Origin of the sequence: Nocardia veterana NBRC 100344, from assembly GCF_000308855.1 — a bacterium.
In the GTDB taxonomy this organism is placed as follows: Bacteria; Actinomycetota; Actinomycetes; order Mycobacteriales; family Mycobacteriaceae; genus Nocardia; species Nocardia veterana.
In genome coordinates, this window is sequence record NZ_BAGM01000117.1 from 43174 (window position 1) to 68544 (window position 25371).

The window sequence follows — 25371 nt, forward strand, 5'->3', positions numbered from 1 at the left end:
CGTGATTATTCCGCCAAACCGGAGAGCTCGTCGACGACGCGGCTCACCAGCGGGCCCAGCGTGGCCATGCCGTCCCGGATCGCATCGCGGGTGCCGGGCAGATTGACCACGAGCGTGCTACCGGACACACCGGCCAGCCCGCGCGACAATCCGGCATCCAGCGAGCCCGCCGCCAGACCCGAGGCGCGCAAGGCCTCGCTGATCCCGGGCAATTCGCGGTCGAGTACCTCGAGCGTCGCCTCCGGGGTCACGTCGCGCGGCGACATCCCGGTGCCGCCGACCGAGATCACCAGATCGACGCCGCCGATCACCGCGGTGTTGAGCGCATTGCGAATCTCGATCTCGTCACCGGCCACCGAGACCGTGGCGTCCACCAGGAAGCCGAATTCGGTGAGCAGCTCGGTCACCAACGGCCCCAGCGAGTCCACCCCGCCATGCGCGGTTCGATCGTCCACGACCACAACAAGTGCACGGCCCGCCACGGGAGCATCGATTTCCATGTTGCTCACCGTAGCGTCCGTGGGCGACAACCACTCCGGTCCCCCGTCGTCGTCGAGGTCGGGTGTCGGGAGCACGGTCAAGGGACGTGGTTCACGGATCATCGGCCACCCTCCGCCGGTGCGGCGCCGAGGGTCACCTCGACGGTCTTCGGATTCTGTCCCTGGGGATCGGTGTAGGTCACCTTGACCTTGTCACCGGGCTGATGCGACCGCACCGCGGCGATCAGCGAGTTTCCGGAATCGATCACCTGATTGTCGACCCGGGTGACGATGGAGCCGGACGGGATGCCAGCCTTAGCGGCCGGACCGTCCGGTGTCACGTCCAGCACCCGGGCGCCGTTGACATCGTCCTGGGCGCGAACCGAGATGCCGATCTGCGCGTAGGTCGCATGTCCGGTCTTGGTCAACTCGTCGGCGACGCGGCGGGCCTGGTCGACCGGGATCGCGAAACCGAGACCGATCGAACCGCTCTGCGCCCCCGGCATCTCCGCGGCGCCCAGGGTCGCGATCGCGGTGTTGATGCCGATCAGCTTGCCGTTCGAATCGACCAGTGCGCCGCCGGAATTACCCGGATTGATCGCCGCATCGGTCTGGATCGCGGAGATCACCGTGCCCTGCGATCCGGCCTCGCCGCTGGTCGACACCGGCCGGTTGAGCGCCGACACGATGCCGGTGGTCACGGTGCCCGCCAGTCCGAGCGGCGAACCGATGGCCACCACGGGCTCGCCGACCATGATGTTGGCCGAGGTCCCGAGCTCGATCGGCTTCAGGTTCGTCTTGCCCGCCGCCTTGATGACGGCCAGGTCGGACACCGGATCGACACCGACGACGGAGGCATTGGCGGTGCTGCCGTCCTGAAAGGCGACCTCCATCTTGGCGTTCGGTCCGGCACCGCTGGCGACGTGATTGTTGGTGAGGATGAGCCCGTCCGAGGACAGCACGACGCCCGAGCCCTCACCCTCGGCGCGGGCGCCGGCGACCCGGATCATCACCACACTGGGCAGTACCTTCTGCGCCACCGCGGGGACCGATCCGGCCGGCGCGGTCGCCGAGGCCGGGCTGGCCGGTGCGGGTGCGTCCAGGGCGTTGGTCACCGGGGCCTTATCGCTGTCCGATCGCGTCACCAGGGCGCCGACGGCACCGCCGACGCCGCCCGCGACCAGGGCCAGCACGACGGCCCCGGCCAACAGTCCGGCCCGGCCGCGACGCGGCGCAGCCGGGCCGGCGCCACCGGCCACGCCGCCCGGATAGGGCTGCCCGGTACCGGGCTGGTACGGACCCGGCTGCCCAGGCCCCTGTCCCTCGGCCGCATAGGGGTTGTACGGCGACATCGGCGCCGTATGACCGGCACCGGGATAATCCGAATAGGGCGTGGTCGCCGGCCCGGCCTGCGGTACACCCGCGGCGTGTCCGGCCCCCGGATACTGCTCGTACCCCGGGTGGCCGGCACCCGAACCGGTCTGCTCCCCCGAACTCTGCGCCCCCGAACTCTGGGCCCCCGGAAACGTACCGGCAGCCCCCGGCTGCGGGGTCCCACCCGAATGCGAAGCGCCACCAGACTCCCCCGACTGTGGAGTCGAACCGGTCGGCTCGTCCCGCCTGTCCTTCGAATCCTCGGTCATATTTCTCGTTTCTCCTCGAGTCTGTCGCCCAGCCTGGTGACAACGACTGAGAGCGGACTGAGACCGTGCTTTCAGTTCTCCATGACTCCGTGCCGCATACGGGGAGTACGCCGCATCCGCCCCAGTTTATGGGGACGCCGGCGGGCACCCCGTGGTTCCGGTGTGGGAAGACAGGCTCACTTCCGGCGATCGTCGGGCGTCGGGGGCTCACCGGGCAGCACGATGCGGACCAGGGTGCCGCCGCGTTCGGAGGTGTCGACGGTGATCGTGCCGCCGTGTTTGGACACCACCTGTTTGACGATCGCCAGCCCCAGCCCGGAGCCGGGCATCGAGCGCGAGGCCGTGGTCCGGTAGAAGCGTTCGAACACCAGCTCGCGCTCCTCCGGCGGAATCCCCGGACCCGCGTCGTCGATCGCGATTTCCATCAGCCCGGGCCCGGTCTCGCGCATGGTCAGGATCACCCGCGCGCCCGGTGGGCTCCATTTCGCCGCGTTGTCCAGGACGTTCAGGATCGCCCGTTCCAGGCCGGCGTCGTGGCCGTAGACGAACCAGGACCGCGGTTCGGCGGAGAATTCCACATCCACCCGGCGACGGCGCACCCGTTCCAGTGCCCGCTCGGCGACCTCGCCGAGATCGACGCGCTCGTAGACGGTTTCCGGAGCGTCCTCGCGCGCCAGGTCCACCAGATCGCCCACCAGCGTGGACAATTCCTCGATCTGGGCGATGACATCCGAGCGCAGGCCCGCCATATCCTCCTCGGGAATCGGCGGCGCGTCCGGCCGGGACGAGGCGATCAGCAGTTCCATATTGGTGCGCAACGACGTCAGCGGCGTGCGCAATTCGTGGCCGGCGTCGGCGACCAGCCGCCGCTGCCGCTCCCGGGATTCGGCCAGCGCGCGCAGCATCAGGTTGAAACTCTCGGTGAGCCGCGCCAGTTCATCGTCACCGGTGACCGGAATCGGCGCCAGATCATCGGTGCGCGCGACGCGTTCGGTGGCGGCGGTCAACCGCGCGATGGGCCGCAACCCGGTACGTCCCACCGTGGCCCCCGCGGCACCGGCTACCAGGACACCGCAGCCACCGATCGTGAACAGCAACCAGGCCAACCGGTCCAGCACCTCCCGAGTCGGCTGCAACGACCGCGAGATCACCAGCGTCGCACCGGATTTCGTCCGGCGCGCGAGGACGCGTTGATTGGCGGCGGTGCGCAGTGAGGCATCGGCCTTACCGTGCGCGACCGCCATCTCCGCCGGCCCGATCGGCGGGTCCATCGGCTGCGGCGGCGCGTAGGGCACATCGACATCGGGATAGATCAGGGCGATCCCGATATCGTTCGAGTACAGGCTGCTGAACATGATGATCGCCTGGAAACCCTGCAGATCGATGTTGTTCTTGACCATCACATCCGAACGGCTGCGCAGCTGACTGTCCACATCGGCGTACAGCGCCCGTGCGACGAGAGCATAGGCGGCGATCGAGGTGACGGCGACGGCGATGGCCACGACCGAGGCGGCCAGCAACGTCACCCGCCACCGCAGCGACACCGATCTGGTGAGCGGCATCGGCGGCCGCATCTCGTGCGGATCCGGGCGGGGCCGCACCCGCGCCACGCGATCGGGGCGTCCGGTGTGCCCCGGATGAGCTCTACCCACGACGCCGGCCTACGGAGGGGTCTCGCGCAGCACGTATCCGACACCGCGAACGGTGTGGATCAACCGCGGCTCCCCCTCCGCCTCGGTTTTCCGGCGCAGATAGCCGATATAGACCTCGAGCGCATTCCCTGAGGTCGGGAAGTCGTATCCCCAGACCTCTTCCAGAATTCGGCTACGCGTCAGGACCCGGCGCGGATTCGCCATCAGCATTTCCAGCAGCGAGAATTCGGTGCGGGTCAGGCTGATCGCCCGCTCACCACGGGCCACTTCGCGCGTCACCGGATCCAGCGACAGGTCGGCGAAACGCATCGTCTCCGAGGAATCGCCCGCGGGATCGGCGGCGGTACGACGCAACAGCGCACGCAATCGCGCGAGCAATTCCTCGAGCGCGAACGGCTTGGGCAGATAGTCGTCGGCACCGGCGTCGAGCCCGGCCACCCGCTCCGATACCGAATCGCGGGCGGTCAGAACGAGAATCGGCAGGTCGTCACCGGTACTGCGCAGGCGACGGCACACCTCGAGGCCGTCCAGCCGCGGCATCATCACGTCGAGCACCAGTGCATCGGGCCGAGACGCGGTCACCTTCTCCAACGCGTCGACCCCGTCGACCGCCAGCTCGACGGAATAACCGTTGAAGGTGAGCGACCGGCGCAGCGACTCGCGCACCGCGCGATCATCGTCGACTACCAGAATGCGCATGGCCTCCAGTTTGACCGGATCGACTGAGAGCCGACTGAGAACCGACCATTCGACACGCCGCACAACCACGACAGATGACCTGCGAATTCATCGTAAATACTACCGAGAAGTATCTGTTGCGCCCGAAAGTTGTTGCGCCGAGCCGTTTTAGACTGTTACCACCCGCCCTCCAAATTGCCGCGAACGTGTTCTCGCGGTATGTTGCCTGCGGTAAAAGTAGACCTCTAGTTGGTTCTCAACCCGTTGGACCCGGACGGCCAGATGCGGGCAGCGGCCGGAACCCGGGGCACGTGCGCGAGCGGAGGCGACGGAAGCGGGATGGGCACTGCACCGCGGCCATGGCAGAGGAGTCTGTCCAACCTGTCCGTGACCAGCAAGGTCGGCATCGTGCTACTGCTGCCGGTAGTACTGGCATCGGCATTCGCCATCCTCCGGATCAAGGACGAACTCGGCGCCATCGCCCAATTGAACACCGCGACCGAACAGGCCCGGATAATCCGGCCCACCCTCGACTTCGGTTCGGCGGCCAACAATCTCGCCGTAGCGGTGGGCAACGGCGACCACGTCGCCCAGTCGGCGCTGGACCAGTCCGCGGCGCGCTTCGATCAGGCCGCGGCGGATCTGCAGACCGCACTGCAGAATTCGTCGACCGACAAACGCGTCGCCACCCAGCTCACCGAGGCACTGGCCGCCGGGCGCACCCTGCGCAACAGCCTCCACGGCGGCTCCCCGCAGGAGGTCGTGAAGCAGGCGAGCGAGGTGAACAACCACATCAGTAATGCCGTGTCGTCGCTGGCGACGCCGAAGGAAACCACCATCGAGCGGTATTACGTGCAGATGAGTGCCATCGCCATCGCTCGCCAGATGTTCATCCAGCAGCAGTTGGCGCTGGAGAGCGGCGAGATCGGCAACAACCCCGCGGTCCTGGCTCAGGTGCTGACGGCGACCGGCGCCGAGCTGAGCATGATCAACCAGTACGCGAGCGTCCAGCCGGAATCGGCGTTGAAGCCGGATGTGCTGCTCGGCGCGCTGCAGACCCGTACCGCGGCGATGAGCCAGAACGCGGTCGAGCCGATCAAGGTGCCCGGGGTCGCGGAATCCTTGCAGACCAGCACCGACACCTACAACGAGGCCACCGATCATCTGGTCGATCTGATCGATTCCGGCCTGTCGGCCCGTTCGATCGACGCGCGTGGCACGGTGCTCCGCGATGTGGCGCTGGTGGTTGTGACGCTGTTGGCGGGTCTGGCCCTGGCGCTGGCCGTCGCCCGTTCGCTGGTCGTGCCGATTCGGCGCCTGCGCCGCGATTCGCTGCAGGTCGCGCACACCGATCTGCCCGCCGAGCTCGCGGTGGTGCGCGGTGGTGGCGCCACCCCGGAGATCGTCCCGGTCGACGTGCAGACCACCGAGGAGATCGGTCAGCTCGCCCGAGCCGTCGACGATATGCACCGGCAGGCGTTGTTCCTCGCCGCGGAACAGGCTCGCCTGCGCCTGCAGATCAGCAATATGTTCGAAACGCTCTCGCGGCGCAGCCAATCGCTGGTCGAACAGCAGCTGTCGCTGATCGAGGACCTGGAACGCGACGAGGACGATTCCGATCGCCTGCAGAGCCTGTTCCGCCTCGACCACCTGGCCACCCGCATGCGCCGCAACGGTGACAACCTGCTGGTGCTCGCCGGCACCGCGCTGCGCCGCGGCCATCTGCCGCCGGTGCCGCTGTCGGACATGCTGTGGAGTGCGGTGTCACAGGTCGAGGATTATCAGCGCGTCGAAATCGGTTCGGTGCCCGACGGTATCGTCGCCGGTGAGCCCGCCGTCGACATCGAACATCTGCTGGCCGAGCTCATCGACAACTCGCTGCGCTACTCCCCGCCGAACACCCCCGTGGCGGTTTCGGTTTCGCGCGCGGTGGACGGGGGCTATCTGATCGAGATCACCGACCGCGGCCTGGGCATGTCGGCCGAGGATATGCGGGCGATCAACGAGCGGCTGGCCTCCGGTGGTGAGGTCACCATCGAAACCGCCCGCCGGATGGGTCTTTTCGTGGTCGGCCGCCTCGCCGCCCGGCACACCATCACCGTCAGCCTGCGCCGGACCTCGACCATGGCCCAGCAGCCCGGTATCACGGCCAGCGTGCATCTGCCGGGTGCGCTGGTCTCCCCGGCGGAGGCCGCGGCCCCGCAGCCGATCACCTCCTTCACCACACCGATCGCCGACTTCCCGGCCTCGATCACCGAATTGCCCGGCCCGGCCCGCACCCTGTCCGCGGTGCCGAATCCACCCGAGCGGTTCGGCGAGAGTGCCGAGCCCCCGCGGTTCACCAGTGCGGGTCTGCCTCAGCGTCGCCCGACCACCCAGTCCGAATCCGAGGCCGCGGCGCCGGTCGCCCGGCTGACGCCGATCCCGGACACCGCCGCCGAACCGGCCGACAGCGCGGCGCCGAACGCGCTCGCCGACGCCGTGCTGCGCGGCACCGAGCCCGAGCCGGACGAGCCGGTGCGGCCCGACGAGCCGAGCCCACCCGAGGAAGTGCCCCGGCGCGGGGAGTCGGCCTTCGACGCCGAGCCCGCCGGCGAGCCGGCCGAAAGCCGCTCGGTGGTGACGGTATTCGACCCCGGTACGGATTCCTGGATGTCGGCCGCCGACCGCGATTTCGATCCGGTTACCGTGCCGCCCAGGCGCCCGGCCCCGGCCGACCCGCGGCCGCAACCACAACAGCAGCCCATCGATATCTGGGCCGAGACGGCGATCATGGCCCCGGCGCAGCGATCTCCCGATCGCGAGCCGGCGCCACTGTCGCGACACGGCGCGACCATCGCGCCACCCCGGCCGGATGCCGATCACCAGCCCAACGGTGACGCGCCGGCCGAATCGGAATCCCCCACGCCGATCTATCAGCGCATGGTGTCGGAATGGCTGGTCGAACCGTCCGCCGACGGTTCGAGCGGCGCCTGGTCCTCGCCCGCCGATGCGGGGTGGGCCGCGGCCGCCGATGCCAGCAGTCCGACCGCGACCACCCGCACCCCGGGTGGCCTGCCGATCCGCCGGCCCGGTGCGCAGCTGGTGCCCGGCGGAATGACGCAGGACGATGCCGTCGATGTTCGCGATCCGGAGGAAATCCGCAACAACTTGTCCAGGCATCTGAGCGGCGTCCGCAGTGGACGCGTCAGCGCGCAACACAACACGGCCCAGTACGACCCGGCGCCATTCGAGACCACCGACCGGGCGCACTACGACACGGCCCAGCGAAACGACGCTCAGCAGAACGACGGAGGCTTTGCATGACCGACACTGCGCAGAACAGCACCGACGAGAATTTGAACTGGCTCGTCACCCGCTTCACCAGAGAGGTGCCTGGAGTGTCGCACGCGGTGCTCGTCTCGGCCGACGGCCTGCTCCAGGCGACCAGCCCGCACCTGCCCGCCGATCGCGCCGAGCAACTGTCCGCGGTGACCGCCGGTTTGGCGAGTCTGTCCGCGGGCGCGGCGCAATTGTTCAACGGCGGCAAGGTGATGCAGTCGATTGTGGACATGCAGCGCGGCTATCTTTTGGTGATGAGCGTCGGCAACGGCTCGCACCTGGCGGTACTGGCGAACAAGCAGCACGATATCGGCCGCATCGGCTACGAAATGGCCCTGCTGGTCGACCGAGTCGGATCGGTCGTGCAAGCCACGGCCCGTTCGGCGGTCTGACGATTGCGATGTCCAGCTCTTTCGGAGCCGGGTCCGGCCGGCCAACCACACGCGTCCGTCCCTATGCGCTGACCGCGGGGCGCACCGAACCCGCGGTCGAACTCCCGCTCGAGGCGGTCGTGGAAACCCTGCCCTACGCCAATCAATTCGATTGGCCCGCAGGCGATATTCGAACGGATATCCTGCGCCTGGGCGCGGGACGGCTCTCGGTGGCCGAAATCGCCGCCCATCTGCAACGACCGCTCGGCATGATCCGGGTGGTCATCGGCGACCTGGTGGTGGCCGGGACCATGCGAGTACACACCACGCTCAGCGAGGACGCGAGCTTCGACGAGCGCCGATCCCTGATGGAGAGGACCCTGCGTGGACTCCGTGCCCTCTGACACCGAGCGGTATCCTCCTGCATCGCAATCGAATTCCGTGAGCTCCTCCCCCCGTCAACCGCTTCCGTACCAGAATCCCTCCATGCACCTTCAGAACTCCACGGCTCCGATACCACCTCAGCCGGAGCCCGACAGCCGCACCGCCTCGACCAAAATCGTGGTCGCGGGCGGTTTCGGCGCCGGCAAGACCACTTTCGTCGGTGCGGTCTCGGAGATCGTGCCGCTGCGCACCGAGGCCATGGTGACCGGCGTGTCCGACGGGATCGACGACCTGTCGGCGACACCGGGCAAGGAAACCACCACGGTGGCCATGGATTTCGGCCGGATCATCCTGCCCAACAACCTGACGCTGTACCTGTTCGGTACCCCGGGCCAGCGTCGCTTCTGGTTCATGTGGGACGACCTGATTCGCGGCGCGATCGGCGCCGTCGTGCTGGTCGACACCCGCCGGATCGAGGACAGTTTCGCCGCGGTCGACTTCTTCGAGGCCCGCGGACTGCCGTTTCTGGTGGCGGTCAACAGGTTTCCGAACGCGCCGCGCTTCCCGGTCGCGGAACTGCGGGAGGCACTGTCGATCCGCGAGGGCGTGCCGGTGGTCGATATCGACGCCCGCGACGCCGGGGAGGTGCGCGGTGCGCTCGCCGCGGTCACCGAGTACGCGATTGCGCGCCTGACCGCTACGCACGCGACGGTGGGACAGGGCTGAGCGCTCCGAGCTGAGGGGATGGGCAATGAACTACTTCACGATGGGGTACTGGGTGCTGGGCCTGGCATTCGGTGTGTCCGCGGCCGGAGCGGTGGTGGCGCTGGCCTGTATCCGGCAGTCGACGCTCTCGGTGACCGCTCGGTTCCGGATGGTGTGGCTCACGGCGGCCGCGGTCTCCATCGGCGGCGTCGGCACCTGGCTGGCCGTCTACGTCTCGATGCTCGGGATCGGCGTCTCCTCCGGTGAGGTGCGCTACGACGTCACCCGGCTGGTCGTTGGGGCGGTCATCGCGGTGGCGGGGGTGCTCGCGGGTCTGGTGATCGCCGGACGGGCTGGGGCGCTGCCCCGGGTCGTCGGCGGTGGGGTGGTGATGGGCGTGGGCATCGGCGTCATGCACATGCTCGCCATGGGCGCGATCCGGGTGCGGGGATCGGTCGAGGTGAATATCTGGCTCTCGCTCGCCGCCGCCGTGCTGGCCGTCGCCGCCTCCGTCGGGCTGGTCTGGGCGACCACGCGTCTGCGCGCGATGGTGGCGCTCGCGGGCGTGGCGCTGCTGTACGCGCTCGCGGTCACCGCGATGCACTATCTCGGACAGGCAGGGGTGCACGTGGATCTGGACGCCGCGGTCGGGCAGCCGACGGGCGAGGATCTGTTCACGCTGTTCGTGCCGGTCTTCGTGATGGGAACGCTGTCGCTGGCGGTCCCGATCACCGCGGTCCTGGTTGCCCCCGACCGGACCGGCACCACCCGCTCACGGCAATTGGCCCAGGCGGCGCAGGCCGCGAAAAATGCCGCGGCTCAGGGTAATTCGGTCGCAGGCGGTTCGGCCGGCGGCCAGGCTCCGGCTCGCCCCACGGGACGCACGCCGCAGCCGGTGGGTTGAGTCCGCACCCGGTCTGTTCCATTACGGTTCCGGGCACCAGCGCGCGGCCTCCGCACCGACGCTCGCGACACAATTCGGGGCGGGCTCGTCCGTGCGAGCCCGCCCCGAATCCGGAATGTCCGTGCTTACTTGTCCGAGGGGGCGTTGATCCGGTTGAAGTACTCGATCGCGACGAGCACACCGGAGACACCGCCGACACCGACCAGGCCGGCCGCGGCACCCAGCGGGGCGCCCAGCGCGGCGCCGGTCAGGCAGCCGCCGATCCAGCCCGGCACCACCAGGAACGGCGTGCCGAGCGCCGCGCCGAGGACGCAGCCACCGGCCAGGCCGATCGCGGTGCCGACCAGGGTGCCGATGCTGGTGGCGATGCCGAGTTCGTTGATCGCGCTCTGGTTGGCCGCGTCCAGATCCTCACGGCTGGCGACATCGTGCAGCATCGGGGCCGGGTGCGCCGCGGCCGGATCCGTGCTCGGGGTCAGCGTCGCCTGGTTGCCGTCGATGTGCGCGGCGATCGGGAAGGCCAGCCCGTCGTGCAGGTAGGTCAGCGGAAAGCCCGCAACCACCTTGCCCGCGTTGTCGCGAACCTGGAACTGGTCACCCTCGGTGGTCAGCGATCCGGCGTCGGTTTTCACGACAACGGATTTGTCGACGACATTTGCGGTGTAGTGAATATCGGGGTTGTCGGACGCGGCCGGGGCTGCGAAGCCGGTACCCGTCGAGATTCCGAGAGCGGCGATGACCAGAGCCGATGTCGCGGCGAACTTCCTGAGCTTCATCCCTCATACAACTTTCTTCAGCAGTTTGCGGCACCGATACCCCGGCGCCAGAGCTCGAAATCGAAACCCTTGAACAGGCTGCTCCGCAGCCATTACGAACACGTAACAGAGACCGTTAATAAGGCGCCAAGAAAATGCCAGGAATGTTAAGAAGCTGAAAATTCGGACATTTTGCGGGCCGGCAGGACGGCTTCGGCAAACGCTCAGCCGCTGCTCCGCTCGGCCCGCCGAGGCCGACCGCTCGACGCGGATCGCGAATTACAGTGTGGAGCAGGCACTTCGACTCGGGCTCCGGCGCAGGCAGGTCCAGGCCGGTGATCCGAGGCCGAGAGCCAGGGCCGCCGGACAGATCCCGCGGCGATTCGGGGACGGACGAAAGAGGTACCGGATGTGACTCCGGAGCAGGAAGCGATGTTGCGTGACGTGCAGGTGCAGCTGCGCGGCCCGGACTTGGCCGGCTGGCCGCAGTTGGGCGATGAGGACGGCATCCCGGAACGGACCGTGGTCGAGGCATTGGGTGCGGCGTTGCGGCAGATCGCCGAGCTGCGCACCGAGATCGCGGATCTGGAAACGACGGTGGCGGAGCTGAGCGGGCAGGCGCCGCGCACGGCCCCGTTACCCTGGCCACTGTCCTCCCTCGCCGCGCTCCTGGCGGACCCGGGCGCGGTGATCGGTGAACAGTTCGCGCGATGGGAGGCCCTGTTCGAGCAGCTTCGCGGAGAGCCGGACCCGGCGGTTCCACAGCCGGCACAGCGGGCGCTGGAAGCGCCCTCCGATATCGCAGAACGGGGCTGAGACCCCCGAAGTGGCGATGAGCGGGTTCTCCTGGCAACCAGGAGAACCCGCCCTCAGGCACGAGGATACCGGCACCCGGCCCGAAAAGCAGCGTTTCGAGGGAATTTCTCCGGCCCAAAGACCCACCAGCAGTACACAATTCGGTTACCAGCTATCAACTCGCTAGCAGACCCGAGGCGACATTCCTGGTGACGCGGACCTATTCGATAGCCGAATGATCGCTCGATTCCGGCAATTAGTGCAGAATTTCGCCGGCCGACACCGGGCTTACCGGTGAACTATCGCGAAACCGCCTCCGCGACAGCACACCGCGAGCTATCGTCACGGCGGACGACGAACACGACTCGCTCCCAAGGAGATTCCGATGGCAGTTTCGGTGGTGCTCGACAAGGTTCTCGACAAGGCCTACGAGAACAAATCCCTCGAGGAGATCCTCTCCGCCCCACCCTCGGCGCTGGCCGGCCTCACCGAGAAGCACGATGCCCAACTGCTGGAGGCGCTGGGAGTCAAGACGGTGGCCGATCTGGCCTCCAACAAGTACATCCAGATCGCGTCGGCGCTCGCCACCCTGGCCGCCAAGGCCGGCTGACCGCCCGCGACAGGATTCGGCCCGGGCACCGCAAGGGCGATGCCCGGGCCGAATCCTTGCGCCCGTCCGGTTCCCTGTGTCCTACAACCGGGCCGGGTCGATCAGGCCGCGGCGAACCGCGGCCACCAGCCGGCGCGGCACCTGGTATACGACTCCACCGACACCGACCGGCACCAGGTCGGGAGGAGTCGCCTTCCAGTTCGCCCGCCGACTGCGAGTGTTGGCCCGCGACATTCGCCGCTTCGGCACCGCCATCTCAGCCCTCCCCTCGGGCAGAGCCGGTGCGCGGTGCGCGCCTGCCGTATTTGCGTTCGAACTTCTCCACCCGGCCCTGGGTGTCGAGCACCCGGTGCGCACCGGTCCAGAACGGGTGCGAGTCCGCGGTGACATCGACCGTGATCAGCGGATAGCTCTTGCCGTCGGACCACTCGACGGTCCGGGTGCTCGTCGCCGTGGAACGGGTGAGGAACCGCTTGCCGGTACTCACATCCTCGAAGACCACCGCGTGATAGTCCGGATGAATTCCTGACTTCATTGCCCTACCTTTCCTTCGATCGGGACTCGATACCGCGATCGGCCTCCGATTCCGTTGTCGCACAGGGGTCCTCATGGAACTCGCCGAAGGGGTCGGCCCACTGCGCGACGAGTTCGGGGGTGTTGCGCAGCAGGATCAGCTCGGCCTCGTCGAGCAGTGCCCAGTGCAGCGCCGTGCGGATCTCGTCCGGGTCGGCGCCGCAGGTGAGGATCACCAGGGAAATGTCTCGATCGCCGAAATCCTCGTGCCAGCGCAGGGCCGCCAGCGCCCGCCGGTCCGGGTCGGCTGCCGCCCGGTCGGCCGGACTCATCGCCGCGAGCCACATCCCGGCGTCTCCGATCCGCAGCCCACCGCCGGCCGATTCCAGCCACACCACCCGATCGGGCTGGGTGGCCAGCCAGATCCGACCGCGTGCGGTGATCACGCCGTCGAACAGCACGTCCAGCGCCTCGTGCAGGCGGGAGGGATGGAAGGGACGGTCGGTGGCGAATTCGATCAGTGCCACGCCGTTCTCGTCGGCCAGCGGCGGTTGTCCACGCAGCAGCGGTGCGTGCGCGTCGAAGCTGCGGCCACGCCGGGAATCGGCCGGAATCCGGTCGAGCAACATCTCCACCCGCCCGCCGGTGACCTCGCGACCGTCCTCGACCCAGATCGCCGGTGCCGTCGGGATCAGCCGATCCAGTACCGAGCGCAGCACGTCGCGTTCGCCGTCGGAGACCTGGTCGCTCGCGAAAACGACGGCCGCGTCGGCGAATTCGACCTGCCCGACGGCGAGCTGGGCCACCGTCCGATCGCCGTCACCGGCGCCGCCCGCGCGTTCGTCCAGGGTGTCGTCGCTGAGCGCGTCCGCCACCCACGTGCGCGCGTCCAGCCCGGTCACCACCGCGTCGATTCGCACATCGCGGCCGGCGGGACCGTCCACCCGCCCGACGATCCCGACAACGGGGACGTTCGCGATCGCGTGACAGACCGCCTCGGCCTCGAAGGCCGGATCGAGCGCGATCACGATGCGGTGCACCGAATCCCGCGCCGCCAACCGGGACAGCAGCGGCAGCAGGTCGGCACGCAGCGTGCAGGAGACGCAGCCGTGCGCGAGTTCGTGCACGCTCGCCGTCTCCCGGCCGTCGAGCGAGACGCTGCGCCGGACCACGCCCTCGTGCAACGAGCTCAGATCGTGCCGCACGACGACCGTGCCCGGGGCCGTTCCCAGTAGTCCGGCGATTCGAGCCATACCCTCCGCGACCGGTCCGGGAAAGCCCGCCAGCAGCACGACGGGCGTACGGCGGTCGGGACGTGACACCACCGAAACCCCTTTCGACAATGATTTTCATTTACTGTCGCCCCACGGTACAGTCTGCGGCAGCCATTGTCGAAAATGATTTTCAGAAAGGCCTCCCCATGTCGGCCCATTGCCAGGTCACCGGCCGCAAGCCGGGCTTCGGTAAGTCCGTCTCGCACTCCCACGTCCGGACCAACCGGCGCTGGGACCCGAACATCCAGCGCAAGACCTACTACCTGCCCAGCGCAGGCCGTCGCATCACACTGCGGGTGTCGGCCAAGGGCATCAAGATCATCGACCGCGACGGCATCGAGGCCGTGGTCGCCCGGCTGCGGGCTCGTGGAATCGAGGTCTGATGGCACGCAACAACGAGCTGCGGCCCATCGTCAAGCTGCGGTCGACCGCGGGCACCGGCTACACCTACGTCACACGCAAGAATCGCCGCAACGATCCCGATCGCCTGGTGTTGCGCAAATACGATCCGGTGCTGCGACGACACGTCGACTTCCGGGAGGACCGGTAATGGCGAAGAAGTCCAAGATCGCCCGCAACGAACAGCGTCGCGCGGTCGTCGCCCGCTACGCCGAGCGCCGGGCCGAACTCAAAGAGCTGATCCGGAATCCGGCGACCCACGACGCGGACCGGGCCGCGGCGCAGCTCGCGCTGCAGCGGCTGCCGCGCGATGCGAGTCCGGTACGATTGCGCAATCGGGACGCCACCGACGGCCGCCCCCGCGGTCATCTCCGCAAGTTCGGGCTCTCCCGGGTACGCGTGCGCGAGCTGGCCCATCGGGGCGAGCTGCCCGGTGTACACAAATCGAGTTGGTAGACCATCGCAGATCTCGTCAGAAGGAACCCGGCACGGGCGGTCACGCGAACCGCGTGACGAGGAGGACCCGCCGCGCGCGCCGAGAAAGGAAACCGACATGGCAGTCAAGCGAGCACCGTCGAAGCGGATCCGGGCCGAGCAGGCTCGGCGTCCGAAGAAGAACCCGCTGATCGCCGCCGGTGTGGAAACCGTCGACTACAAGGATGTGAACCTGCTGCGCACGTTCATCTCCGACCGCGGCAAGATCCGCAGCCGCCGGGTCACCGGTCTCACCCCGCAGCAGCAGCGACAGGTGGCGGTGGCGGTGAAGAACGCACGGGAGATGGCATTGCTCCCGTTCACGAGCCGATAGCAACACAGCGAGAACGCCCCGACGCCACCGAATCGAGGACGGCATCGGGGCGTTCTCGTGTATCCGCAGCCGTTACGGAATCGTCAGCAGCTGACCGACATCGATGGCGTCCGGATTCTCGATCCCGCTCGCACCCGCGATCTCCCGATAGCGATTGCCGTCGCCGTAGAAGCGCTCGGCGATCGCCCACAGCGTGTCACCGGGCTCCACCGTGTAGGTCCGCGGCTGCGGCGCGGCCGGCGGCGCCTCCTCGGCGACCGGTTCGGCGACCGGTGCGGCGGCCGGTTCCTCGACGGTGATCGGGTTGTCGGTGTTGGTCCCCGAGGCCCACAGCGAGGCGCCGTCGCGGCCGTACAGAACAATGTTGCGGTCCGGTTGCACAACGAGATGGTCGGCCGCCTGCCCGTTGGTGTCGGTGGCCCAGACCGGACCCTGCGCCGAGTAGAGGACGAAGTTGCCGTCCTCCTGCAGCACGGCCCGCTCGACACCCTGCTCATGGGTCATCGTCGCCCACACCACCGTGCCGTCGGGCTCGGAAAGCACCAAGTTGCCATCGCTTTGGAGCGTCAGCGTGTATGCGCCGCCCTGAAGGGCCTGACCCAGGCCGAGTTCCCCGCCTACCTGCAACGTGTCGCCCACGCGGTGAATCCTTTCGAGAAGAAGATCGTGCGATCGGTGATTCGATGGCGCAGAACTACATTCGCTAATCGTTTGCCAACCCTAGTGTGCCGACCGCCGATCCCGCAGGCATTACGCCCGAACGTCGCGGAAAGTTCATTGGGGCGTCGATCACACCCGCCATCGCCGGCGCACTAGGGTGGCCTCATGGACTCCATCCCGGGACGACGACGCCGCATCGCCGCGGCCGCCACCACGCTACTGGCACTACCGGCCCTGCTGGTCACCGCGTGCGGGAACTCCGACAACGGTGGGGCGCAATCGAATACGACCACATCGGCGGTGAGCACACCGACCGAACAGAATCCACCGCAGCCGGGCCGAGCGTTCACCGCCGATCCGACGATCACCAACTCGCACCCGTTGCGATTCGACAGTTGGAGCCGGGTGGCGCCGGACCGGATCGCGGTCAACTTCCAGATCGGCTCGCCGGAGTGCTACGGCGTCGACGCGACCACCACGGAAACCGATACGACGGTGACCGTCGACCTGAAGGCCGGCACCCTGCCGGAGGCGGTGGGTCGCATGTGCACGATGATCGCGGTGTTCGGGACCCTGGAGATCCCGCTGAAGAAGCCGCTCGGCGACCGAAAGGTCCTGAGCTCCAGCTGATTCGCCGAATCGGCGACGACGACGAACGGCGCCGTCCGAGGGTTACCCCTCGGACGGCGCCGTTCGAGATCGTGGACCGCACTCAGTGTGCGAAGTGACGCGCCCCGGTCAGGTACATCGTCACCCCGGCCTCTCGGCAGGCGTCGATGGTGAGCTGGTCGCGCACCGAACCACCGGGCTGCACAATGGCTTTCACACCCGCGGCGATCAACTGCTGCGGACCGTCCGGGAACGGGAAGTAGGCGTCGGAGGCCGCGACCGACCCCTTGGCCCGGTCACCCGCGCGCAACACGGCCAGATGGACGGCATCGACTCGATTGACCTGACCCATGCCGACGCCGACCGAGGCGCCGTCGTGGGCGAGCAGGATCGCATTGGACTTCACCGCTCGACATGCGCGCCAGGCGAATTCGAGATCGGCCAGCGTTTCGGCATCGGCCGGCTCACCGGTCGCCAGGGTCCAGTTCGCGGGATCGTCACCGGCGGCGTCGACGATATCGGTCTGCTGCAGCAGCGCCCCACCGCTGATCGGCCGCAGCTCGACGCCACCGCGCCGCGGCGCGTCGGCGACCAGGATGCGCACGTTCTTCTTGCGCTGCAGCACTTCCACGGCGCCGTCGGCGTAACCCGGAGCGACGATGACCTCGGTGAAGATCTCGGCCACCTGCTCGGCCATCTCGACGGTCACCTCCCGGTTGGCCGCGATCACGCCGCCGAACGCACTCACCGGATCGCAGGCGTGCGCCTTGCGATGCGCCTCGGCGATATCGGCGCCGATCGCGATACCGCACGGGTTGGCGTGCTTGACGATCGCGACCGCCGGCTCCGAGTGGTCCCACGCGGCCCGCCAGGCGGCATCACCGTCGGTGTAGTTGTTGTACGACATCTCCTTGCCGTGCAACTGCTTCGCCTGCGCCAGCCCGGCCGGACCGGATTCGTTGCGGTAGAGCGCCGCGGCCTGATGCGGGTTCTCGCCGTAGCGCAGCACCGACGCGCGAGTCCAGGCCCCGCCCATCCACGCCGGGAACCGCGGAGCCGCCGCATCCGCGGGCTGCTCCTGCTGAGCCAGCACATTCGTCATCCAGCTCGCGACCGCCACGTCGTAACTCGCCGTGTGCTGGAAAGCCTTGGCGGCCAGGGCAGTTCGCTCGGTGAGCGTGAAACCGCCGGCCTGTACGGCGGCCAGGACATCGGTGTAGTCGCCGGTATCGACGACCACGGCCACCGAGGGATGGTTCTTCGCGGCCGCACGCACCATCGACGGGCCGCCGATATCGATCTGCTCGACGCATTCGTCGGGCGAGGCGCCACTGGCGACGGTCTCGGTGAACGGGTACAGGTTCACGACCACCAGCTGGAAGGCCTCGACACCCAGCTCCACCAGCTGATCGACATGGTCCTGCTTGCGGGTGTCGGCGAGGATCCCGGCGTGCACCCGCGGATGCAGCGTCTTCACCCGGCCGTCGAGGGTTTCCGGAAATCCGGTGAGGTCTTCCACCTTCGTCACCGGAATACCCGCGTCGGCGATGCGCCCCGCGGTCGACCCGGTCGACACCAGCTCCACACCGGCGGCGTGCAACCCGGTGGCGAGCTCGATCAGCCCGGTCTTGTCGTAGACGCTCACCAGCGCCCGGCGCACCGGTCGACGCTCACCCGTGCCGCCGGGTCGTTCGCTCTCACTCACGGGCGCCTCACTCATCTGGGATTACTGCCTTTCGTCCGTCGCAGACAATGCCTCGCGTGGCGACGGCGGCGACGGTTTCCGCCAGCAGCCGACGCTCCACAACTTTGATTCGCTCGTGCAGGGTCGCCTCGTCGTCCCCGGGCAGCACCGCGACCGGCTCCTGCGCGAGGATCGGGCCGGTGTCGACACCCGCGTCGACCAGATGCACGGTGGAGCCGGTCACCCGCACGCCGTAGGCCAGTGCGTCACGCACCCCGTGCGCGCCCGGGAAGGCCGGCAGCAGCGCGGGATGGGTATTGATGATCCGGCCTTCGAAGCGTTCCAGGAACTTCGGGCCCAACAGACGCATGAAGCCGGCCGACACCACCAGATCCGGGTCGTAGGCGGCGACCGCGTCGGTCAGCGCGATATCCCAGGCGGATCGGTCGGGATGGTCGCGGGGGGCGACCCGGAAATCCGGAATCCCGGCCCGCACCGCATGCTCGGTCGCCGCGCAGACCCGGTCCACGCCGACGGCGGCGATCCGGGCCGGATACCCGGGCTGCTCGGTTGCCGCGATCAGCGATTGCAGCAGCGAACCCGTGCCCGAGGCGAGGACGACGAGGGTCGCCGGCGCGGTCGGAGGCACCAGCTGGGCGGGCGGGGTGGTCAGCGCTCTACTCCCTGTGCGTCGGGACTGCCGGAGGGCGGCGGACCCGATGTCCGCCGGGATAGAGCCTAACGACCGCCCCTGCCGGGGCCCTCCGGCAGGTCGCCCTCTACCACTTCGGCATCGACGATGTCGGCGTTGTCGGGATCGAAGCCGGGGACCGAACCCCGGTGCGGGCGGACCGAGTCGACCCCCTCGTCGAGCAGTTCACCGTCGACCTCCACGACCGCGACACCGTCGGCGGGCCGATAGGCCGGTTCCGGGTAGTCGTCGGCCGACTCGTCGTCGGCGAATTCGTATTCGACATAGCGCGGATCGTCGTAGAGCTGGTCGAAGTAGCGGGGCTCGGGATGCTCGTCGTAGTCGTCGTGATCGAGCCCGTAGTGGTCGTGCGGATAGTCGTCCTGCGGATAGTCGTCGGGTTCGGCATCGGCGTACCCGTAGCCGGTATCGAGGTACCGGCGGGAGCGATCGCCGAACCGGCCCGAGTCCTCCACGGTGGGCGGGATCCCGAGAAACCGCCGCCCACAGACCAATCCGACGTATCCGGCGACGGTCGACCAGGCGAAGGCCAGGCCACCGGTGAGCAGCACACCCGGACCGATCTCGCCGAAGGAACCGACGCGACCACCCGCCGCCACGCCCAGTATCGCCAGCACCAGGGCCGACACCGCGGCCGCGAACAGGGTCGCCGCCGGCCGGCGCGGTTCGTCGGCGGACTCGCGCGCACAGTCCAGACCGCCGCGTACCCCCACCGCGGCCGGAACCAGCAGCAGCACCGGCCACCACCCAGCCGCGGGACCGCCGGGAACCGCCGCCAGCACCGGCAGCGCCGGGACCGGCGCCCCGGATACCGAGAACACACTCAACGCACCCGCGCCGATGTGTACGTCGGCCCCGAGCAGCACGCTGGTGGCCGCGATCACGACGTTCGGCAGATAGGCCAGCGACAGGGCGGTGAGCCCGAGCACGCCGACGAAATTCCCGGCCGCGGCATAGGTGTCACCGATCGCCGACCAGTGCAGCACGAACGACACCAGGGTCAGGACGGCGCCGCCGAGCAGCAGCCGCCACAGTGTCCGAGCCGCCACCCGGGCACCGGCGAAAAACCAGTCCGGCAGGCCCGACGCGATCAGGTCCCGCAGCGGATTCGAGCGGGTGGCGATGCCGGCGATCGCGGCCAGCAGGTGCAGACCGCCGACGCAGCCGAACGCGGTGAGGGTGTTGGGCGCCTGCAGCGGCACCGCGGTCGCGGCATCCTCCGCGACCGCCAGGCAGACCGCGGTGACCAGCAGCGGTCCCGCGAGCGCGGCCCCCACGATCCAGCCCAGGTCCGCCCGCGCCGAACGCGGCGAAACAGCGTGTGCGCAATCCCGCGAGGTCAGCCACAACACCAGGCCGGTCGGCAACAGCGGCAGCAGGCCGAGCGAGGTCTTGCCGACCACCACGGGCACCTGATGGACGGCCAGCCAGCCCGCGGCGATCGCACCGGACGCTCCGGTCAGGCCGCTACCGGCGGCGGTCAGCGTGATCAGCACGATGGCGACGATCGCCACGACCGTGAAACTCGACGCGCGAGCGGCGATGACGAGCAGCACCTTGGCCCGTTCGGGGCTCAACGAGAGGAAGACCGGATCCTCGGGTCCCTCGGGCCCCGGGCTCGCCGGCGAATTCGAACGAGGCTGCGCCGGTCTCGCGCCGGCCCGCTGTTCGCGAAGGTCGGCCCAACGGACCAGTGCGGACTTCATAGAACTACCTCGCGGATCCTGGTTGACTCGTCCGGTTTACTCGCCGAAGCACGACAGAACCACCGACATGTCAGGGTGTCAGCTGGAAACGGATCGGCGAGTCAGGCGCGCCGTGAGGTAGCGCCTGACTCGCCGATGGGATGCGTGGAGTGGGATCTACTTCTTGTCGTCCTCGGGGCGGAACGCCTTGGTGGCGTCCGCCGCCGGGTTGCCGGTCTGCTCGCCACCGAACGGCTGGGCGCCGCCCTGACCCGGCTGGCCGGGCTGGCCCTGACCCTGCTGACCGAAGTTCAGCGAACCGTACTGCTGGCCGGGCTGGCCGCCCTGCTGACCCGCGGCGCCGAAGTGCTGGGTCGCGGCCTCGTCGGCACCGCCGGCCTGCGGACGCTGACCGTAGGGCGACTGCGCGCCGTAACCCTGCTGGCCCTGCTGCCCCGGCTGCTGCCCGTACGGCTGCTGGCCCGGCTGCCCGTACGGCGACGGCTGCTGGCCGTACTGGCCCTGACCGTACTGCTGCCCGTACTGACCGTAGGCCGACTGCTGCGGCTGAGCCGCCGGCTGGCCCTGCTGTGCCTGGCCGTACTGCTGGCCGTACTGCCCGTAGGCGGACTGTTGCGCGGACTGCGCCTGGCCGTAGGAGGCCTGCTGCTGACCCGCCTGCTGTCCCTGCGAGTAGGACTGCTGGCCGCTCTGGCTCGTGCCACCGCCGAAACCGGATGCGGCGGCGGCCGGCTTGGCCGCGGGCGCGGACAGCACGCCGGTCTCGAACAGCAGCGCCACGATGGCGGCAGCGGCCTGCACCAGGCTCAGGAAGACGAGCAGCCAGGCCATGCCCGCCGTCTTGAACATCGGGAAGGTGTTGAAGGTGATGAACAGCAGCCCGAGGAAGCCTGCCACCGATGCGGCGGCCACGACGCCGTTCTTCGGTTCCTGCTTGGGCAGCAACGAAATTCCGGCCAGCAAGCCGGCGAACAACAGCAGCAGCAGCGGCCCCGGGCCGCCGAACTGGAACAGATTCAGCGAATCCGGTGCGTCGGAAGCGGCGGAGCCCTTGTCGGCCGACTCGAAACCGAGCAGGCCCAGCAGGAAGTTGATCACGCCGAGGGCGGCGATACCAACCGTCAGGTAGAACGTCAGCCCCTTGGCGCTCAATGCCGAAAGCCCGGAACCGCCGCCGGTACTGCCTGTCGGCTGCTGGCCGAAGCTCGGGGCGGACGAGGGTGTGGGCGAGGGCGTCTGATTGGGCGCGTTGTACCCGGATCCCCCGGTCGGGTAGGACATGTGGTCGTCTCCTATCGAGTCCTTCATCGGCTTTCAGGCTGAATGCCCTTGACGCTACTGCACTCGAGCGCGGCGGTCACGGCCACGACGCCAGTGATGGCAACCTCGAGAATTCGTCGTGAACCGGATACCCGCCTCGATCGTGTTGTCACCGAAGAGGATCGGAGGTATCGCGTGGACGTTTCGGAGATGTTCTGCATGGTGGTGCGGGCGCTGGGCCTGTGCCATCTACTCCCGGCACCCTGAGCGACGGTTGTCCCTGCCCACAACCGCTGCTGTCTGCCCACAGCAGCGAGCTGCTATCGCCTACAGCAGCACGTCGCTCGCCTGCCGAGATGAAAGAAGGCCGCCTTGTCGGAAACAAGGCGGCCTTCGCAGTGGAAAGACGATCGTCCCGCCGCGAGACGAGACCACTCGCCTGTGTCCCACTGCCGCACGGCAGCGGGACACGAGAAATCAAGCGGTGATCGACGCCTTCTCCAGGATCTCGCGCGCCAGGGCGGCGGTCTCGGACGGGGTCTTGCCGACCTTCACGCCCGCGGCCTCGAGGGCCTCCTTCTTGGCGGCGGCGGTACCCGAGGAACCGGAGACGATGGCGCCGGCGTGGCCCATGGTCTTGCCCTCCGGCGCCGTGAAGCCCGCGACGTAGCCGACGACCGGCTTGGTCACGTTCTCCTTGATGTAGGCCGCAGCCCGCTCCTCGGCGTCGCCGCCGATCTCGCCGATCATGACGATGAGCTTGGTCTCGGGGTCCTTCTCGAACGCCTCGATGGCGTCGATGTGGGTGGTGCCGATGACCGGGTCGCCACCGATGCCGATGGAGGTCGAGAAGCCGAAGTCACGCAGCTCGTACATCATCTGGTAGGTCAGGGTGCCGGACTTCGACACCAGGCCGATCGGGCCCTTGCCGGTGATGTTGGCCGGGGTGATGCCCACCAGCGACTCGCCCGGGGTGATGATGCCGGGGCAGTTGGGGCCGATGATCCGGGTCTTGTTGCCCTTCTCCACGTTGTAGGCCCACGCGTAGGCGGTGTCCTGCACCGGAATGCCCTCGGTGATGACCACGAGCAGCGGGATCTCCGCGTCGATGGCCTCGATGATGGCGTCCTTGGCGAACTTCGGCGGCACGAAGGCGATCGACACGTCGGCGCCGGTCTCCTTGATCGCCTCGGCGACGGTGCCGAACACCGGCAGCTCGACGGCGTTGCCGTCCTTGTCGGTGTGCGAGACGGTGGTGCCGGCCTTGCGGGCGTTGACGCCGCCGACGACCTGGGTGCCGGCCTTCAGCATCAGCGCGGTGTGCTTGGTGCCCTCACCGCCGGTGATGCCCTGGACGATGACCTTGGAGTCCTTGTTCAGGAAGATAGACATGTTGTTTTTCGTCCTTTACTTGGCCGCAGCCAGTTCAGCGGCCTTGTCGGCGCCTTCGTCCATGGTCTGGGCGAGGGTGACCAGCGGGTGGTTGGCATCGACGAGGATCTGGCGACCCTCCTCGACCTTGTTGCCGTCGAGGCGGACGACCAGCGGCTTGTTCGCCTCCGACCCCAGGATCTCCAGGGCCTTGACGATGCCGTTGGCTACCGCGTCACACGCGGTGATGCCGCCGAACACGTTCACGAACACGCTCTTGACCTGCGCGTCGTTGAGGATCACGTCGAGACCGTTGGCCATCACCTCGGCCGAGGCGCCACCACCGATGTCGAGGAAGTTGGCCGGCTTCACGCCGTTGTGCTTCTCACCGGCGTAGGCGACGACGTCCAGGGTCGACATGACCAGGCCGGCGCCGTTACCGATGATGCCGACCTCACCGTCGAGCTTGACGTAGTTGAGGTCGTTCTCCTTGGCCTTGAGCTCCAGCGGATCGGTGGCGTCACGATCGGCGAACTCGGCGTGGTCGGGGTGCCGGAAGTCGGCGTTCTCATCGAGGGTGACCTTGCCGTCCAGCGCCAGGATCTCGTTCTCCGGCGTACGGACCAGCGGGTTCACCTCGACCAGGGTGGCGTCTTCGGCGACGAAGACCTCCCACAGCTTCTGAATGGTCACAGCGGCGGCGTCCAGCACGTCGGCGGGCAGGTGGCCCTGCTCGGCGATGGAGCGCGCGAAGGCCAGGTCCACACCCTTGACGGCGTCGACCGGCACCTTGGCCAGACGGTCGGGCTTGGTGGCGGCGACCTCTTCGATCTCCATACCGCCCTCGACCGAGCACATGGCCAGGTAGGTGCGGTTGGCGCGGTCGAGCAGGAAGGAGATGTAGTACTCCTCCGCGATGTCCTTGGCCTCGGCGACCAGGATCTTCTTGGTGACGTGGCCCTTGATGTCCAGGCCCAGGATGTTGGAGGCGTGGGTGAAGGCGTCGTCCGGGGTGGCGGCGTACTTCACACCACCGGCCTTACCGCGGCCACCGACCTTGACCTGCGACTTGATCATCACAGGCTTGCCGATTTCGGTCGCGATGGCACGGGCGTCCTCGGCCGAGTCCGTGACGCGGCCCTCCGACGAAGGCACTCCGTGCTTCACGAAGAGTTCCTTCGCCTGATATTCGAAGAGATCCATGTACTCACCGTCTCGTCTGCGTTGTTGTGACAACGACTTTGTTGGCGGCCCGTCGTCGGAAGCGGGTCGAGTCGGACTCTAATCAGTTCGATGTCGCCGAAATCAGCCGCATACAGCCTAAGTGGCGCAGGTCACGAGCGGGCATCCGCCCGGGCAAAACCGCTGGCCAAGGCTACTGACGAGTAGCTTGCGATCGGCCGCCAGGTAGCAGGAACGACGGCCCTGATTTGCGACATTTGCTACTACGTAGTGTAGTTGCCTGTTCTCACTCGCGTGCCCATCCGATGGTGAGTTATTCCGACGTCCAGACGTGATCAATGTCACATGTACCACCGGAACGAGCGCAGCGCTTGCCCACCTGCAATCGTTTCGTTACCGTCGATGCGGTCGAAGTCACAGCTGGATCACAGTTCACCGGGAATACTTGTCCGGCCGACCGTGACATCGGCACCCACACTCGGATGAGGCCGCGTAGAACGCACCGATCAGGAGGACGGCAGGCTTGTTGCAGCACAGTGCTCCGCAGGTAGCGAGCCGCTCGACTGGCGACCCGTCCCCGGCACTTCCGCTATCCGGAGTCCGCCGATGACCCACGGTCGTCTACAACCGGGCCATCGCGCGCAGTCCGCTCGCCGTTACCGGGCCGATGCGGAATCCCTGGACCAGCATCCGTACTTCGGCGCAGATCCCACCTTCGGCGGCTATGCCGGCTCGCGGAGCGAGGACCCCGCACCGGCGCCCGTCAGCGGCCGGCCCGGCCGGGCCGAGAGCTGGATGCTGCCCGGCGCCGCCGGCGGCGCCACCATGGTCGGTCTCAGCCACGGCGAGGCCACCGAGAACGCGTGGTCCGTACCGGATTCGGCGAATACCGCGGA

General features: G+C 68.2%; 27 protein-coding genes. 12 read left to right on the forward strand and 15 right to left on the reverse strand.

The annotated features are described in order from the left end of the window. Positions 1-5 precede the first annotated feature (5 nt). The 4 genes from ON37_RS22300 to ON37_RS22315 all read right to left on the reverse strand — a co-directional run bounded on the left by ON37_RS22300 (position 6) and on the right by ON37_RS22315 (position 4473). Entirely contained in the window at positions 6-500 is a 495-nt protein-coding gene (locus ON37_RS22300; RefSeq protein ID WP_083893212.1) for a MogA/MoaB family molybdenum cofactor biosynthesis protein, read from the reverse strand. 98 nt (positions 501-598) lie between these two features. Further along, complete coding sequence (locus ON37_RS22305) at positions 599-2122, reverse strand: S1C family serine protease (protein WP_083893206.1); 1524 nt, start codon at positions 2120-2122, stop codon at positions 599-601. A 176-nt stretch (positions 2123-2298) separates the two neighbouring features. Continuing rightward, a complete protein-coding gene (locus ON37_RS22310) occupies positions 2299-3696 on the reverse strand; it encodes a sensor histidine kinase (protein WP_083893213.1) in 1398 nt (465 codons plus the stop codon). 87 nt (positions 3697-3783) lie between these two features. Then, on the reverse strand, positions 3784-4473 hold the full coding sequence (locus tag ON37_RS22315) for a response regulator transcription factor (RefSeq protein ID WP_040722096.1): 690 nt from the start codon (positions 4471-4473) through the stop codon (positions 3784-3786). Between the two features lie 366 nt (positions 4474-4839). On the opposite strand from ON37_RS22315, the gene ON37_RS22320 reads away from it, so the two are divergent. The 5 genes from ON37_RS22320 to ON37_RS22340 all read left to right on the forward strand — a co-directional run bounded on the left by ON37_RS22320 (position 4840) and on the right by ON37_RS22340 (position 10137). Beyond that, positions 4840-7758, forward strand: a complete 2919-nt coding sequence (locus tag ON37_RS22320) for an ATP-binding protein (RefSeq protein WP_245553358.1) — start codon at positions 4840-4842, stop codon at positions 7756-7758. Then, positions 7755-8165, forward strand: coding sequence for a roadblock/LC7 domain-containing protein (locus ON37_RS22325; RefSeq protein ID WP_040721983.1), 411 nt, complete (start codon positions 7755-7757; stop codon positions 8163-8165). Before ON37_RS22320 ends, ON37_RS22325 begins: the two co-directional genes overlap by 4 nt. Before the next feature lie 8 nt (positions 8166-8173). Then, positions 8174-8548 carry a DUF742 domain-containing protein gene (locus ON37_RS22330; protein ID WP_051031914.1) on the forward strand — a complete coding sequence of 125 codons (375 nt, stop codon included), beginning with the start codon at positions 8174-8176 and terminating at the stop codon, positions 8546-8548. 82 nt (positions 8549-8630) lie between these two features. Next, a complete protein-coding gene (locus tag ON37_RS22335; protein ID WP_051031915.1) occupies positions 8631-9254 on the forward strand; it encodes a GTP-binding protein in 624 nt (207 codons plus the stop codon). Positions 9255-9279: 25 nt separating this feature from the next. Next, positions 9280-10137 (forward strand): MHYT domain-containing protein, encoded by an 858-nt coding sequence (locus ON37_RS22340; protein WP_051031916.1) that lies wholly within the window; start codon positions 9280-9282, stop codon positions 10135-10137. A 125-nt stretch (positions 10138-10262) separates the two neighbouring features. On the opposite strand, the gene ON37_RS22345 is transcribed toward ON37_RS22340, so the two are convergent. Then, a complete protein-coding gene (locus tag ON37_RS22345) occupies positions 10263-10913 on the reverse strand; it encodes a DUF8020 domain-containing protein (protein ID WP_040721985.1) in 651 nt (216 codons plus the stop codon). A 390-nt stretch (positions 10914-11303) separates the two neighbouring features. Between ON37_RS22345 and ON37_RS22350 the strand changes: the two genes are divergently transcribed. Then, positions 11304-11708, forward strand: coding sequence for a hypothetical protein (locus ON37_RS22350; RefSeq protein WP_040721987.1), 405 nt, complete (start codon positions 11304-11306; stop codon positions 11706-11708). Between the two features lie 364 nt (positions 11709-12072). Then, positions 12073-12297 carry a hypothetical protein gene (locus ON37_RS22355; protein ID WP_040721988.1) on the forward strand — a complete coding sequence of 75 codons (225 nt, stop codon included), beginning with the start codon at positions 12073-12075 and terminating at the stop codon, positions 12295-12297. An 81-nt stretch (positions 12298-12378) separates the two neighbouring features. Here ON37_RS22355 and rpmF read toward each other — a convergent pair whose 3' ends face one another. Genes rpmF through mrf form a run of 3 tightly spaced genes read right to left on the reverse strand, consistent with a single transcriptional unit; the run spans position 12379 to position 14135 of the window. Further along, the gene (gene rpmF, locus ON37_RS22360) at positions 12379-12552 is read right to left on the reverse strand and encodes a 50S ribosomal protein L32 (RefSeq protein ID WP_040721990.1); all 174 of its coding nucleotides are present in this window, start codon (positions 12550-12552) and stop codon (positions 12379-12381) included. A 1-nt stretch (position 12553) separates the two neighbouring features. Then, the gene (locus ON37_RS22365; protein WP_040721992.1) at positions 12554-12832 is read right to left on the reverse strand and encodes a type B 50S ribosomal protein L31; all 279 of its coding nucleotides are present in this window, start codon (positions 12830-12832) and stop codon (positions 12554-12556) included. Positions 12833-12836: 4 nt separating this feature from the next. Further along, positions 12837-14135 (reverse strand): ribosome hibernation factor-recruiting GTPase MRF, encoded by a 1299-nt coding sequence (gene mrf, locus ON37_RS22370; protein WP_040721994.1) that lies wholly within the window; start codon positions 14133-14135, stop codon positions 12837-12839. Positions 14136-14230: 95 nt separating this feature from the next. Between mrf and rpmB the strand changes: the two genes are divergently transcribed. The 4 genes from rpmB to rpsR all read left to right on the forward strand — a co-directional run bounded on the left by rpmB (position 14231) and on the right by rpsR (position 15291). Next, positions 14231-14467: a 50S ribosomal protein L28 gene (gene rpmB, locus ON37_RS22375; protein WP_040721996.1), complete on the forward strand. Its 237-nt coding sequence runs from the start codon at positions 14231-14233 to the stop codon at positions 14465-14467. Continuing rightward, complete coding sequence (gene rpmG / locus ON37_RS22380; RefSeq protein WP_040721998.1) at positions 14467-14634, forward strand: 50S ribosomal protein L33; 168 nt, start codon at positions 14467-14469, stop codon at positions 14632-14634. The genes rpmB and rpmG overlap by 1 nt, the downstream gene beginning before the upstream one ends. Then, a complete protein-coding gene (gene rpsN / locus ON37_RS22385; protein WP_040722000.1) occupies positions 14634-14939 on the forward strand; it encodes a 30S ribosomal protein S14 in 306 nt (101 codons plus the stop codon). The genes rpmG and rpsN overlap by 1 nt, the downstream gene beginning before the upstream one ends. Before the next feature lie 97 nt (positions 14940-15036). Next, on the forward strand, positions 15037-15291 hold the full coding sequence (gene rpsR / locus ON37_RS22390) for a 30S ribosomal protein S18 (protein WP_040722001.1): 255 nt from the start codon (positions 15037-15039) through the stop codon (positions 15289-15291). A gap of 72 nt (positions 15292-15363) precedes the next feature. Here the strand turns inward: rpsR and ON37_RS22395 are convergent, their stop codons facing one another. Continuing rightward, positions 15364-15930, reverse strand: coding sequence for a LysM peptidoglycan-binding domain-containing protein (locus tag ON37_RS22395; RefSeq protein ID WP_040722003.1), 567 nt, complete (start codon positions 15928-15930; stop codon positions 15364-15366). A 186-nt stretch (positions 15931-16116) separates the two neighbouring features. On the opposite strand from ON37_RS22395, the gene ON37_RS22400 reads away from it, so the two are divergent. Beyond that, positions 16117-16581 carry a hypothetical protein gene (locus ON37_RS22400; RefSeq protein ID WP_051031917.1) on the forward strand — a complete coding sequence of 155 codons (465 nt, stop codon included), beginning with the start codon at positions 16117-16119 and terminating at the stop codon, positions 16579-16581. Positions 16582-16663: 82 nt separating this feature from the next. On the opposite strand, the gene purH is transcribed toward ON37_RS22400, so the two are convergent. The 6 genes from purH to sucC form a co-directional block, all read right to left on the reverse strand. Beyond that, positions 16664-18265, reverse strand: a complete 1602-nt coding sequence (gene purH, locus ON37_RS22405; protein WP_040722105.1) for a bifunctional phosphoribosylaminoimidazolecarboxamide formyltransferase/IMP cyclohydrolase — start codon at positions 18263-18265, stop codon at positions 16664-16666. 7 nt (positions 18266-18272) lie between these two features. Beyond that, positions 18273-18893 carry a phosphoribosylglycinamide formyltransferase gene (purN, locus tag ON37_RS22410; protein WP_040722005.1) on the reverse strand — a complete coding sequence of 207 codons (621 nt, stop codon included), beginning with the start codon at positions 18891-18893 and terminating at the stop codon, positions 18273-18275. Between the two features lie 89 nt (positions 18894-18982). After that, positions 18983-20662 carry a cell division protein PerM gene (locus tag ON37_RS22415; protein WP_040722006.1) on the reverse strand — a complete coding sequence of 560 codons (1680 nt, stop codon included), beginning with the start codon at positions 20660-20662 and terminating at the stop codon, positions 18983-18985. 156 nt (positions 20663-20818) lie between these two features. After that, entirely contained in the window at positions 20819-21970 is a 1152-nt protein-coding gene (locus tag ON37_RS34505) for a DUF5336 domain-containing protein (RefSeq protein WP_281004696.1), read from the reverse strand. A gap of 429 nt (positions 21971-22399) precedes the next feature. Then, the gene (sucD, locus tag ON37_RS22425; protein WP_040722008.1) at positions 22400-23314 is read right to left on the reverse strand and encodes a succinate--CoA ligase subunit alpha; all 915 of its coding nucleotides are present in this window, start codon (positions 23312-23314) and stop codon (positions 22400-22402) included. A 15-nt stretch (positions 23315-23329) separates the two neighbouring features. Next, positions 23330-24496, reverse strand: a complete 1167-nt coding sequence (gene sucC / locus ON37_RS22430; protein ID WP_040722009.1) for an ADP-forming succinate--CoA ligase subunit beta — start codon at positions 24494-24496, stop codon at positions 23330-23332. Positions 24497-25371: the final 875 nt, after the last annotated feature.